General features: G+C 52.0%; 13 protein-coding genes. 3 read left to right on the top strand and 10 right to left on the bottom strand.

What is annotated here, in order from left to right; all coding sequences use genetic code 11:
* Positions 1-143: 143 nt before the first annotated feature.
* Positions 144-581 carry a hypothetical protein gene (locus HNQ92_RS07765; RefSeq protein WP_184172850.1) on the bottom strand — a complete coding sequence of 146 codons (438 nt, stop codon included), beginning with the start codon at positions 579-581 and terminating at the stop codon, positions 144-146.
* Between the two features lie 665 nt (positions 582-1,246).
* Here HNQ92_RS07765 and HNQ92_RS07760 point away from each other — a divergent pair.
* Positions 1,247-2,161 carry a glycosyltransferase gene (locus HNQ92_RS07760; protein WP_184172848.1) on the top strand — a complete coding sequence of 305 codons (915 nt, stop codon included), beginning with the start codon at positions 1,247-1,249 and terminating at the stop codon, positions 2,159-2,161.
* Here HNQ92_RS07760 and HNQ92_RS07755 read toward each other — a convergent pair.
* From HNQ92_RS07755 to HNQ92_RS07715, 9 genes are all read right to left on the bottom strand, one after another.
* Entirely contained in the window at positions 2,114-3,124 is a 1,011-nt protein-coding gene (locus HNQ92_RS07755) for a glycosyltransferase family 2 protein (RefSeq protein WP_184172846.1), read from the bottom strand. The two genes, HNQ92_RS07760 and HNQ92_RS07755, sit on opposite strands and share 48 nt — an antisense overlap.
* Before the next feature lie 20 nt (positions 3,125-3,144).
* Complete coding sequence (locus HNQ92_RS07750; RefSeq protein ID WP_184172844.1) at positions 3,145-4,089, bottom strand: glycosyltransferase family 2 protein; 945 nt, start codon at positions 4,087-4,089, stop codon at positions 3,145-3,147.
* Between the two features lie 54 nt (positions 4,090-4,143).
* Positions 4,144-4,302, bottom strand: a complete 159-nt coding sequence (locus HNQ92_RS07745; RefSeq protein ID WP_184172842.1) for a hypothetical protein — start codon at positions 4,300-4,302, stop codon at positions 4,144-4,146.
* A gap of 4 nt (positions 4,303-4,306) precedes the next feature.
* A complete protein-coding gene (locus tag HNQ92_RS07740) occupies positions 4,307-4,834 on the bottom strand; it encodes a hypothetical protein (RefSeq protein ID WP_184172840.1) in 528 nt (175 codons plus the stop codon).
* Between the two features lie 110 nt (positions 4,835-4,944).
* Positions 4,945-6,771, bottom strand: coding sequence for an ABC transporter ATP-binding protein (locus tag HNQ92_RS07735; RefSeq protein ID WP_184172838.1), 1,827 nt, complete (start codon positions 6,769-6,771; stop codon positions 4,945-4,947).
* A gap of 115 nt (positions 6,772-6,886) precedes the next feature.
* Complete coding sequence (locus HNQ92_RS07730) at positions 6,887-7,870, bottom strand: glycosyltransferase family 2 protein (RefSeq protein ID WP_184172836.1); 984 nt, start codon at positions 7,868-7,870, stop codon at positions 6,887-6,889.
* Between the two features lie 654 nt (positions 7,871-8,524).
* Positions 8,525-9,097: a DUF2721 domain-containing protein gene (locus HNQ92_RS07725; protein WP_184172834.1), complete on the bottom strand. Its 573-nt coding sequence runs from the start codon at positions 9,095-9,097 to the stop codon at positions 8,525-8,527.
* A 48-nt stretch (positions 9,098-9,145) separates the two neighbouring features.
* Entirely contained in the window at positions 9,146-9,523 is a 378-nt protein-coding gene (locus HNQ92_RS07720; RefSeq protein WP_184172832.1) for a sensory rhodopsin transducer, read from the bottom strand.
* Positions 9,524-9,566: 43 nt separating this feature from the next.
* Positions 9,567-10,778 (bottom strand): D-arabinono-1,4-lactone oxidase, encoded by a 1,212-nt coding sequence (locus HNQ92_RS07715; RefSeq protein ID WP_184172830.1) that lies wholly within the window; start codon positions 10,776-10,778, stop codon positions 9,567-9,569.
* Between the two features lie 194 nt (positions 10,779-10,972).
* On the opposite strand from HNQ92_RS07715, the gene HNQ92_RS07710 reads away from it, so the two are divergent.
* Positions 10,973-11,332, top strand: a complete 360-nt coding sequence (locus tag HNQ92_RS07710) for a winged helix-turn-helix domain-containing protein (protein ID WP_184172828.1) — start codon at positions 10,973-10,975, stop codon at positions 11,330-11,332.
* Positions 11,333-11,373: 41 nt separating this feature from the next.
* On the top strand, positions 11,374-11,868 hold the full coding sequence (locus tag HNQ92_RS07705) for a molybdopterin-dependent oxidoreductase (protein WP_184172826.1): 495 nt from the start codon (positions 11,374-11,376) through the stop codon (positions 11,866-11,868).
* Positions 11,869-11,882 lie beyond the last annotated feature (14 nt).

Raw genomic sequence — 11,882 nt, 5'->3', positions numbered from 1 at the left:
GAATTCTAATGTTAAGGAGAATACTTGGCTGATCCAAATCAGCCAAGTATTCTCCTCCATGTACTCTAAACAATTCGCTGGCAGCCAAAAACTACCCTTGCGGTGGCTGGTGCCTGAGCAAAGGGGTACTTTACCCTTATGTACTATCTACCGCTATTCAATAGTACTACGGCCACAATATTCACCCCTAAGCCAATGCCCCAATTGGTCCATACTTTCCGTTTTTTGATGCGCTTGGCTTTCTCAGTGTAGCCCAGGTAGTACTCTTGCTGCTTAAATAGCTCCTCATCCGGATAACCCAGGTTGCTGAGTTTAGGAGGCGTGGCCGAGCAGGCAATCGCGGGAATGAGCCCTACCAGCGGCGAGACCAGGCTGGTAAGGAGGGTACCCGTACCTGCTCCTTTGTACTTGGTGTAGTTTCGCTCGGCTTCAATCTGTCCTTTCACGTAGAGATTTTCCGGCCTCTTGAGTTCGTACAAAGGGCCCGGCGCGCTGTCTGGGTTCGAATTTGGGATTTGAGCCTGGCAAAAACTACCAAACACAATTAAAAAAAATGCACAGAAGAGGAAAGTTGTTTTCATGATAGAGGGTTACTATTGTAGTTGAAAAATGATTCGTTTAAAGGGATTTCGTTTATTGGTCCGAGTGGGTTTCCGAGGCCTAGCCGTAGAAAAACTCTAGCTGGTACACTTCCAGAAATGAGTAGCGGGGACAAAGCGCGGGAAGAGCTGCTTTTCTAGTGACTGGCCTGAATCCCTCCAGACCCGGAAGCTCCGAGGGAGAGTACCCGGTGGGTACGAATGGAACAAAAAGAGAAGAAGGCCGTAGCAGGTACCCGATAGCAGCACAAACAACAAAGTAGGCCCGAGGTAGTTTTTAAACATGCTTATTTGAAAAATGGTGGGATAAATAGCACAGCGTTAAAAGTACCAGATTGTCATGTGAAAATCCGGTGGTTAATTCTGAATGCAAAATTGATAGTTGACGAGGTACTTTACAACAGTTACCTGCTTCTTTCTAATAATTTTCTTAGAAAGTTGACCCGCAGGTGGAAACGCCAGGCCAACCGAGTTCTCCGTGCGGAAAGTACCTCATGCACGCCACAAGTACCCCCAGGCCTCTTTTCGAGCTATGGCTTTGATGTTCGGGGGAATATATTCAGTAACTTTGGAACAGTGTTTTTAAAAGAGTACCTGCACATGCACAGGTAGATTAGCCTCTGTACCTATTACGATCCAACCCATCCATGCTATCCATCATTATCGCTTCGGCCAACGCCGACGACCTGGCTCAGGTCCAGGAGAATATAGAAAGAACCATCGGGGTACCTTACGAGGTCATTGCGTTCGCGAACCCAAACGGAGAAAAGGGAATTTGTGAAATCTACAACGCGGGAGCCCGGCAAGCCCGCTACGAGGTACTTTGCTTCATGCACGAAGACCTGGAGTTCAGGACGCCCAACTGGGGTAGGAAGGTACTTGAGATTTTTGCGCAAAATAGCCAGGTAGGTGTGGTGGGCGTAGCCGGTGGCGGGTACAAGGCCCTGGCCCCGATGGGCTGGTACTGTCTGGAGTTCCACTCAGACGATAGGTCCTATCAAAACGTGATCCAGGGCTACAAGCACCAGCGCTTGCCGGATGTGCACGCCTACCACAACCCGCACCGGGAGGTACTGAGTGAAGTACCCTGCGTGGATGGGCTGTGGTTTTGTACCCGCCGGGAGCTGGCCCTCAAGTACCCCTTCGACGCCCAGCTCCTGAGGTACTTTCACGGCTACGATCTCGACTACTGCCTGTCGGTTTTTATCCTGGCAAAATACAGAATCGTTGTCACCTACGACATCCTGATCCGGCACGCTTCGGAGGGTACTTTTGACAAAAAATGGCAGGACGAGATCTTGAAACTACATAAGAAATGGAGCAAGTACCTGCCCGCCACGACCTCCGAGATTCCGGAGCGGGAAAGGTACTTCATCGAAAAAAGGGCCTTTAAAAACAAGATCGAAGAAATGCTCGACGGGGGGTACTTGTTCGGAGAGGTGCAGCGGATGCTCATCAACAGCCTGCCTTCTGAGCGGATGAGCCCGCGTTTTTTCCTGAAAATGTATTGGTACTTAGTCAAACAGGCTTGGCAAAGACGCCACGTAGCGCTCCCAAAGTAGCTTGGCCCGCAGCCCCCACGCCTGCCGACGCACAAAGCCCCCCTTGGTTGTATTGCGTTTATACGGAATGAAATACAGCTTTTCGTAATGCGCTTGAATCAAACGCGCGTAGCGGAAGGAGAAAAACGAAGCAAGGCGCTCTTCAAAGAGCCAGACAAATTCGTCCAGAAAGGCCTGGTTCTTATTGGCCCGGAACGTGGCGCATTGTTTGATCCATTTGAGGTCGCGCCTGAGCTTGGCCAGGTCGCGGTTTTCGTGGTATTTTTTGTCAATTTTTCTGCGTCGGTTCAGGATGTCCGTGGAGTTGGCGTTGTGCTGGCGGTAGCCCACCAGGCACTGGGGCAGAAAGTCGATGGTACCGAGGTTGGTAGCGACGTAGGCAATCCACTGATCGTGGGGAAACTCAACCGGAAACGGCAGGATGTACGGCAGGAGCGCGCGCCGGAACAGGCAGCTGTGGCCCGAGACGCAGTTGAAGAGCAGAAAGGTCTCGGGTTCGTTGCCGCGGTACAACCGAATGATGTCCGACATTTTCTTATGCACGGGCTTGCCCGCTTCGTTCAGGAAAGCCGAGTCGTGGTAGATCAGTAGGTTAGAGTCCAGCGCTTGTACCTGAAGCCGGATTTTGTCCAGCTCCCAGACGTCGTCCTGGTCGGCCAGGGCCAGCAGTTCGCCCCGGCAGAGCGTCAGTGCTTTTTCAAAGTTTTTGGTGTAGCCCAGGTTTTTTTCGTTCGCACTAATGCGCAGAAAGGGGTACTTTTCCTGGTACTCTTTCAGGATCGCTACCGACGCGTCACGGCTGCAATCATCCACGGCCACAATCTCCAGGTGGGGGTAGGTTTGGTGTACCAGCGTATCGAGTTGCGCCCGCAGGTACTTTTCGCCGTTGTACACGCAGAGCGCAATGGACACCAGGGGCAGGGCAGGGGTAGTTTCAGTAGACATCAAGGGTAAATTTTGCATACATCACGCAGAAAGGTACATTACAAAAGGCGCTTGGCCGGGATACCCCACACCTTGCGTAGCGTGAAGAAAAACTTGCTTATAGCTTTCTTTTTTAGCAAAAAAAGTAACGTTCGCCGGTGTTTCCAGATTGTCAGGCCGTAGGGAAAGTACCCCCAGCTCGCGTTTCGTTTCAGACTTTGCCGGTAGAGCTTCTCCACTAGAGGCGCGGCGCTGGCCGGGGCTTTGCCCGCGCACAGGCGGAGCCACTCGCTTTCCTCCTTCAGCGCGTTGATTTTCTGTTCCAATGGGCGCTTTTGCTGTTTTTGGGCCAGCATGTCGGTGGTGTTTTGGTGGTGAAGCCGGTACTTGACCAGGCATTGGGGTAGGTAGGTGATAGTACCCAAGCCGGTAGCGATGTACGTGATCCACTGGTCGTAGTAGTAGCCTTTCGGAAAAGCCGCCGGTAGCGGTAGGGCGTGGTCCAGCACCGATTTTCGCAGCAATACGCTGTGGCCCGAAACGCAGTTGAGGTACAGAAATACTTCTGGCCGGTCGCCTCGGTAAAAAGCCATTTTGTCCGACACGCGGTAGCTAATGCTCGCGCCGCTTTCGTCCACAAACGCCGAGTCGTGGTAGATGAGCTGGTGGGTACCCAGAGCCTCAAACTGCAGCCGCAGCTTCTCAGGGTCCCAGACATCGTCCTGGTCGCTGATGGCCAGGTAGTCACCGGTACAGAGTCTGAGCGCTTTCTCAAAATTCAGGTTAAAACCCAGGTTCGTTTCGTTTTGATGTACCCGCAGGAATGGGTACCTGGCGGCGTATTGGTTCAGAATGGCCAAAGTACCATCCGATGAGCCGTCGTCTACCGCCACAATTTCCAGGTTGGGGTACGTCTGGCCGACCAGGGAATCCAGCTGCTCGTTAAGGAATTTTGCTCCGTTGTAGGTACATAGCGCCACGGAAATCAAGGGGGACACATTCATGATTATTCCGTTGTGCAAATGGAAGGTACTGACGAGCGTTTGTAGAGCATCCCGTTAAGCTTTTAACTTCGTGTTCCTTTTTTTAAGAACCGAAGCCTCTTTTTCTTCTTTGCGTTTTTTTATAAACGCACTTATTTCTTTTTTTTCATCATCGGTCAAAGGTGGACTTTGTATAATGAAATCGACACCTTTGGGTTCTCTTATTAATCCCATAGCCTTAGGTTTTAAAATATTTTTCTACTAAAAATTTAGCAGGTTCGGTTTCAATAATCATTCTTTGATTTCGGAAATGATACGCGCCAAGGGTCGTTTCGTAATGTTCGATCAGCTGTACTTTAGCCGTAAACGCTAGGTAACCCTCAAAACCTTTTTGAAAAGATACTTTACAAGCATACGCAACTAGGTTCCCTGCAACGCCTTCATAAAGTTTGTCTTTCCCAATGTTGAAGGGAGCACTTTCTAGCAAATTCATAAATAGGTGATCCGCCTCAACGGTAATGCTTAGCAGCCCTTGAATGATGTTCGGATTATTAACGATAGTCAGTTTATAGACTTCTTTTGTTAGATCATCGAACTCTGATCTCCAATTAAAATTCCAACCTTTTTTTTTGCTTATACTCTTTAAATCATTTTTGGATAGGTGACTCACTTCGGTAGGGAAAGTATCTCCAGATATAGTATTGATGATTGAGTTTGTCAATCTATCAATTATAAAATCCTGCTCCCAAACTCTCTCTTTACCCATTGTCAAATATATTGAATTTACGTTACCTATGGCCAAAATTTGCCAAGAATATTACCTCAGAAATCTTTGTTTAGGCATTGCTTAAATCACTACAAATCTTAAGACTCGTGCTATACTTCCGCAAACTGTTGCATATCCACGAGCCTTTTGTAGAGTCCCTGCCGGGCCAAGAGCTCGGTATGGGTACCTTGCTCCACGATCCGGCCATCATCCAGCACCACGATGAGGTCGGCGTTTTGAATGGTGCTCAGCCGATGCGCAATCACCAGCGAAGTACGGTTTTTCATCAGGTTGTTCAGGGCTTCCTGCACCAGCTTTTCGGATTCAGTATCCAGAGCCGAGGTTGCTTCGTCCAGCAGCATGATGGGTGGGTTTTTCAGTACGGCCCGGGCAATACTGATCCGCTGTTTCTGCCCGCCGGAGAGCTTCACGCCCCGGTCGCCGACGTTGGTCTGGTAGCCACGCTCGGTTTGCAAAATAAACTCGTGCGCGTTGGCAATGCGGGCGGCGGTTTCTACCTCTTTCTGGGTAGCCTCCGGAGCACCAAAGGCGATGTTGTTAAAAATGGTATCGTTGAAAAGCATCGACTCCTGATTCACCACCCCGACCAGGTCCCAGAGGGACTCCATCCTGAGCTGGCGAATATCCGTTTCATCAATCAGTACCTGGCCTTCTTCCGCCTCGATGAAGCGCGGGATAAGGTCCATTAGCGTGGATTTGCCGCCGCCCGAAGGCCCTACCAGCGCCACCGTTTTGCCCTTGGGTATTTCTAGATTAATATCTTTAAGAACGGCCCGGCCCGGATAGGAAAACGAAACATGCTCTAGCCGGATGGCCTCGCGGAAGTCGCTAAGTACCTTGGCGTTGGGCGCGTCGGTAATGCGGGGTTGCTCGTCGATAAGGTCAAGTACCCGCTCCCCGGCGGCAATGCCCGCGTGGACGGTACTGAAGGAGTCGGTGAGGGCTTTGGCGGGCCGAATCACCTGGGAAAAAATGGCAATGTAGGCAATGAAATCGGCCGCGCTGAGGTCTGACTGGTTGTCGATGATCAGCGAGCCGCCGTACAGGACAATGATCGTCACCATCGTTACGCCCAGAAACTCCGAAACCGGCGAAGTAAGCTGTTGCCGCCGGGCCATCTTCCGCCCCAGCTCCGAGTACTTAAGGTTTTCGGCGTCAAATTTATCTTTGATGGACTCGGTAGCGTTGAAGGCTTTGATGATCCGGATGCCCGAGAGCGCCTCATCCAGGTAGCTGATCATCACGCCGAAAGATTCCTGCGCCTGGGTGGCCTGTTCTTTCAGGCGGCTAACGATTTTAGAAATGACAAAGGCCGAAATCGGGAGGACCAGAATGGCAAAAAGGGTGAGCTTGTACGAGGTAGCAAACAGCATAAATACGTACGCCATTAGCTGCAGCGGCTCCTTAAAAACCACCTGCAAAGTACCCGTCACCGAAAACTGCACCACCTGCACATCCGAGGCTATCTTGGAAATAATATCGCCCTTGCGCTGGTTGCTGAAGTACCCCACGTGCAGGTTCATGACGTTGTTGAATACCTGACGGCGCAGATTGAGCAGCGTGTGGATCCGGAGGTTTTCCATGACCCGCTGGGAGAGGTACTTGAATAGATTGCCCAACAACACCGAAATAACCACCACCGCGCACACGATTTTCAGGGCACCATAGGGGCCATAGATAATACTGGCTTGCTGGGCGTAGTAGTTGAGGTACCCGAGCACGTCGCGCCAGCTATCCGGCTCCGCCAGGATTTCGGCCTCGGCGGCGCTGCTGTTAAAGAGCGTCATCAGCAAGGGCGCAACCAGGGCCAGGTTGAGGGTACTAAAAATTACACCAAATAGGGTAAAAATAAGATACGGTATGGCAAACTTCTCAATGGGCTTGGCAAAAGAGAGTAAGCGGAAGTATGTTTTCATCGAGCTAAGTAAAGCCGCAAAGATACGGATTTTGGCTAATGCCTGTTGAATAGTGGCTTCTTCCGGACCAAAATAATGATAAACGGTAGGCGCAGAAGAAGCCACCCGGCCAGCCTTACAGTTTTACGACCTCCTTGTACTTAAGCATGAGACGAATGGTATTGATCACTTCAATAATGCCCAGGTTGGAACGGTACTTTTTCATCTGGAAATGAAAAGCGCTTTTCTTCTGGCTAAGCTCGCGCCGGTTTCGTAGCACGTCCAGGTAGGCTTCGGCCTTGTAGGTTTGCAGCATCAACAAGCCCAGCAGCACATCACAAAAAAGGACCTGTAGATGCCACAGCTGGAGGTCCATGCCGTAGAGGTGCAGGTAGTGTACGTAGTAGCGGTTTCGGAAGTGGATCTGCTTGATGGCGCGCTTGGTGTTGTGGCCTTTGGTGCTGGCTGATACCTCGTGCCGGCAAATGGCCGAATGCTCGTAGTAGCATTTCCAGCCCAGCCGCCATGCCCGGATCGACAGCTCCTGGTCTTCGCCGTAGTACGGATTGAACATTTCGTTGAAGCCGTTGATGGCTTTCAGCTTGCGGGTGTCCATGAGGGCAATCGCGCCCGACAAATAGAACGTAGGCGTGAAAGTTTCTTTGTCGTTGAGGCGAAAAAAGTCGCAGGATTTGATTTTACGGCCCAGGATTTTGGGCGAGCGCGCGGCTTCCTGGATGTTATCGTCGTCCATGCCAATGATGCGGCCCATCACGCCAAAGGTATCGTCGTACTCAAAGTACCGGTAGAGTTTTTCGAAGTAGTCCGGCTCCAGACTGACGTCCGTATTGAGTAAAAAAATGAGGTCGTTGGTGGCCCGCTCAATGCCGATGTTACAGGTTTCCGAAAACCCCGAATTCATCGGTTTTTCGATCAGGGTAATTTTATCGCCGTAGGTTTCCTTTAGATAGGCTACCGACTCGTCCTTGGAGGCGTCATCAACCACGATGATCTGGACGTTGGTAGGTAATGACTTGAATATTTGGTAGTTATGCTCAAAATACTTTTCAAATAAATGCCTTCCGTTGTAGTTGGGAATTACGACTGAGATACTTTTCATAGATAATAGATCGTAAATGTTAATTGCTCTTTTTTAGTGTATCCTAATGCCCTCAGGGCGTTACTGATAAGAAAACAGCCAGCCAGCCAGGTAGCTCGCTACCCAGTAGTGTAAGGTTCGTTTCTGATGTAGGTTAAGCTTCTTTACTACGTGTAGAGGCTTCGGTCATAGGAGGGATGGGGGAATAGCCGCAAAAAGACTATTTTTAGTAAAGGGCCGGAGTGCATAGCACTCACTGAGTATAAAAGTTATGCCTAAGGGGTACTTTTTTCAAATCTCAAAAAGCAGGAACGGTGTTTTTTTTGAAAAAAAATAGTTTTATCCTGATTAAAATGCGTATTGTCCATTGGTAAGTCTATGAATAAAAATGAAAATGACGGGTACTTGACCTCCCTAGCTGGCCTGCATGCAGGTTGTCCGTGTTTTCCCCACATTGAGGATTTGCCACAAGAGTAGGTACCTCCAGGCGCGCTCGCTGATACAATGACCCTCTTTCCGGGCAAAGCGTTGGAAGGGCCCGAAAATTCATGACTGCAACGGAGCTTTTTAAGGTACCTAAAGGGTACTTAGCGTTGTGGGTTAAAGCCGTTTAGCTTCCTTGGCGGGTAAATGATTTTTTTTCTGGGGTACCTGAAATCTACCGACAAAGTACCCTTAGGAAGTAGGTACCTTGTTGGTACGGGCACGCTGGAGGGTCAGGATTTTGCGCCACCATTTCATTTTATGGCCCTTGGGTAGCGTGGGCAGGTTGCGCTGAAAGTAAAGCAGGGCGTAGTCCATCTCTTCGTTGACGGCCGACACCGCCACGCGCGACTCCCGGATGAGTAGCAAACTGGCGTGAAAAAGCATCCCGGCTCCGATGGTGCTGAGCAGAATGGGGAGCCAGGTGTAGTTGGAGTTGACAATATCAACAATGCCAATGGTGATGCTGGTGGCCACGAACATGCTCAAGGTAAGGTAGAGCGTGGCCATGGCCTGTTGCAGCAGCCGCGCCCGCTGCGTCGACTTGGTGAGCTGCTCAAACAGAATGGTACCTTCCTTTTCAAGTACCTCCGGCGCTACGTTATCTTTCACGAGTTCCTTGAGCTTGTCGGTGAGCTTACGGCTGCGCTCGATGACCCGCCCCAGGCGCTGCGAGGTAGTCATGATCAGCGAGCCACTGGCCATGATTAGCACCACGGGCGTAATCATGGACGACAGGACGGTCAGCGTTTGGGACAAGTTCATGCGCGAAAGTACCTTTTTTGCAAAATATTCACACAAAAAAAAGATACCTCAGCCGCCAATAGGGTAGGCCGCCAGGGTACTTTCAGTGGCCTGGGGGTTGTGGCTGGTGTCGAGCCGGGTGTATTGCACTACCAGTGGCAGGTTGGCGGTGAGGGTACAGGCGTAGTCGGTGGCGAGCGGAATGGCCTCGGGGTCGATGAGGTCGTTGAAGCGAACTACCTTGACGCGCCTGGCCGGTACTTTGAAGCGATACGGCCCCATGGGCTCGCGGTCGGCGTAGTAAATCAGCAGCTCCACCGAGGCCTCGGTATCGCCGGTATTGAGTAGGTGCAGTACGTCGCGGCTGGTGCGGGCAGGCTCGGGGCCGTTGCTTTCGGCGGGAATGTGGCCGCCCGCCAGGGCCCAGTGAGTACTTCCGGTTGTCATAAAAAAGGTTGGTCGTAGGGTACTTTAAAAATTGCCACGTGCCTCAGGGCTCGATGAGTACGTTTTGAAGGTACTTATTCAGGAAAAGCCCTTGCGGGTCCAGGCGATTGCGCGTTTCCTGAAAACGCGCCCACTCAGGATAGCGGTGCTTGAGCCCGCTGGCGGTCATGCTGTGCTTTTTGGCCCAGTGCGGGCGGCCGTCGTAAGCCTGAAACAGGGGCTCGATGTCGTAGAAGTACTCCTCGTAGGGCAGCGTGGCGTTTTGGTGAATCGTGATGGCCACCGTACTGCGCCCGTAGGCGTTGCTGAGGTACACGTCGTCGGCGGCCACGGGCCGGAAAAGTACCCGCCAGGCTACCTTAGATCGGTGTTTTTCCAGAATCCGCCGCCTGATCTCCTGGAAGCAGGCCACGGCCACGCTGGCGTCGACGGAGTACTCGAGCTCGTTGAAGCGCAACTCCTGCACGCTGGGTAGTACGTCCTTGCCCCAGCCGGTTTCTTCTTTATAAAGCGTGGCCGGGAAGGGTAGTTTTTGGGTACCTTCCCCCGGCAAATTCCAGAGCCGCAGGCTGACGTCGTCGCGGCGGGGGTACCAGTAAAAACAAAAGTTGCGGTTGTACTCCATGAGCCACTCGAGGTGCTCAAGGCAGTCGTCTACGCTGGCGCAGTACTGCTGGCGGTGTAGCTGGTACGCCGGAAGTACCTTGAGCGTGATTTGGGTAAAGATACCCAAACTACCCAGGCTCACCCGCAGCGCCCGCATCATGGCGGGGTCTTTTTCCAATGTGTACTCCTCGGCCTCGCCCTGGGCGTTGAGCAGGCGCACGCCCACTACCTGCCCCGATAGGTTCGGTAGTTTTTTGCCGGCCCCGTGGGTACCCGTGCTGATGGCCCCCGCTAAGGCTTGCTGGTCGATGTGCCCCGTGTTTTCCATGCCCAGTCCCACTTTTTGCAGCGCCTTGCCTACCTCCTCCACGGTCATGCCCGCGCCTACGGTGGCGGTGCCTTTTTGCGGGTCGTAGGCGTGCAGGCCCTTAAAGTTTTCCATCGAGAGCAGCACGTCGCTGGTTTGGAAAATGGGCGAGCACGAATGGCTGGAGCCCACCGCCCGGATCACGCGGTTTTCGGCCGCCGCCAGCTTCATGAGTCTACTCAGGGCTTCTTCGTCGTGAGGTACCTCAATGCGTTGAGGCGTAAAGCGTATACTACCCGACCAGTTGGTCCAGGTTTGCTGACGGGTTTCGTCCAGAACCATAAAAGACTTTAAAAAATCGGAATGAATAGATACGAGCACGTGCCACGGCTGCCGGATGTACCAACCAGGCCCGGATGGCTCACTACCCAAACTGCGAAGCCGCCTCGTTTGTTTGCAAGGTACTTTGACGAAAATGAACTGACGAAACTTCTGGGTAACTTAGCCCACTATATGAACGCATTTTATTTAAAAGAATGGAAGCTTTGGAAGTAAAAGGGAGCCTGTGGCTCGAAACAGAGGCAGGGCGGTTTCTTGGGCCGGGGCGGGTCGAGCTCCTGCAACGGATCGAGCAGTCGGGGTCGATTAATAAAGCCGCCAACCAAATGGGGATGTCGTACAAAAAAGCCTGGGAGATGGTCCAGTCCATGAACGCCCAGGCCGGTACCCCCTTCGTTCTGACCCAAACGGGGGGCGAAAAGGGCGGTGGCGCGAAGATTACACCCGCCGCTCAAGGGTACATAGCCTATTACACCGAGCTGAGGCACCGCTTTCAGGAGTTTCTGGCGCACGAGTCGGCCAAGATTTCAAAAATAATAGTAGAGCAGGGTACTTAAAGTAAATAAGCGTTATATTTTGAAAAAAATAACGCTTATCGATGAAAACATGCTTTACGCTAGGGGTACTTTGGCTCATCCTCATCAAAGTAAATGCCCAATCCCTTCAAATAACGGGACTAGTAAAAACTTCCCAAACCTTTACTGTGAGCGACATCCTGAAAATGGGTACTCTGCAAACCCTGCCAGACTTCCAGGTGGTGACGATGTCGGGCGAGGTGAGGCATACGCTCGTGAAGCCCCGGGGCGTTTTGTTGCGGACCCTGCTCGACCAGGCCGAAGTACCCTTTGCCAGCCCCAAAGAGCGTGGGAAACTCTACGTGGCCGCCAAGGCTACCGACGACTACACGGCGCTTTTTTCCTACCTGGACCTCTACAACAACCCCACCGGCGACCACGTGTGGGTAGTGGTAGAGGAAAACGGGAAACCCCTGGCCGGTACGGGGCCGTTTCTGCTGCTGGTCGCCAACGACAAGGTCTCGGGTGCGCGGCACGTCAAGTGGCTGGCGAGCGTGGTGGTAGGAAAGGTAGAGTAGGTAGGTACTTGGTC

This window comes from Rhabdobacter roseus (genome assembly GCF_014202275.1).
GTDB classification, from domain to species: domain Bacteria; phylum Bacteroidota; class Bacteroidia; order Cytophagales; family Spirosomataceae; genus Rhabdobacter; species Rhabdobacter roseus.
The sequence above is the reverse complement of the archived record's forward strand: the minus strand, read 5'-3'. Positions and strand labels throughout refer to the sequence as shown.

Bases quoted from the DNA above. Each gene is read 5' to 3' on its own strand.
- HNQ92_RS07765 (WP_184172850.1), bottom strand. From the start codon at position 581: ATGAAAACAACTTTCCTCTTCTGTGCATTTTTTTTAATTGTGTTTGGT.
- HNQ92_RS07760 (WP_184172848.1), top strand. From the start codon at position 1,247: ATGCTATCCATCATTATCGCTTCGGCCAACGCCGACGACCTGGCTCAG.
- HNQ92_RS07755 (WP_184172846.1), bottom strand. From the start codon at position 3,124: ATGCAAAATTTACCCTTGATGTCTACTGAAACTACCCCTGCCCTGCCC.
- HNQ92_RS07750 (WP_184172844.1), bottom strand. From the start codon at position 4,089: ATGAATGTGTCCCCCTTGATTTCCGTGGCGCTATGTACCTACAACGGA.
- HNQ92_RS07745 (WP_184172842.1), bottom strand. From the start codon at position 4,302: ATGGGATTAATAAGAGAACCCAAAGGTGTCGATTTCATTATACAAAGT.
- HNQ92_RS07740 (WP_184172840.1), bottom strand. From the start codon at position 4,834: ATGGGTAAAGAGAGAGTTTGGGAGCAGGATTTTATAATTGATAGATTG.
- HNQ92_RS07735 (WP_184172838.1), bottom strand. From the start codon at position 6,771: ATGAAAACATACTTCCGCTTACTCTCTTTTGCCAAGCCCATTGAGAAG.
- HNQ92_RS07730 (WP_184172836.1), bottom strand. From the start codon at position 7,870: ATGAAAAGTATCTCAGTCGTAATTCCCAACTACAACGGAAGGCATTTA.
- HNQ92_RS07725 (WP_184172834.1), bottom strand. From the start codon at position 9,097: ATGAACTTGTCCCAAACGCTGACCGTCCTGTCGTCCATGATTACGCCC.
- HNQ92_RS07720 (WP_184172832.1), bottom strand. From the start codon at position 9,523: ATGACAACCGGAAGTACTCACTGGGCCCTGGCGGGCGGCCACATTCCC.
- HNQ92_RS07715 (WP_184172830.1), bottom strand. From the start codon at position 10,778: ATGGTTCTGGACGAAACCCGTCAGCAAACCTGGACCAACTGGTCGGGT.
- HNQ92_RS07710 (WP_184172828.1), top strand. From the start codon at position 10,973: ATGGAAGCTTTGGAAGTAAAAGGGAGCCTGTGGCTCGAAACAGAGGCA.
- HNQ92_RS07705 (WP_184172826.1), top strand. From the start codon at position 11,374: ATGAAAACATGCTTTACGCTAGGGGTACTTTGGCTCATCCTCATCAAA.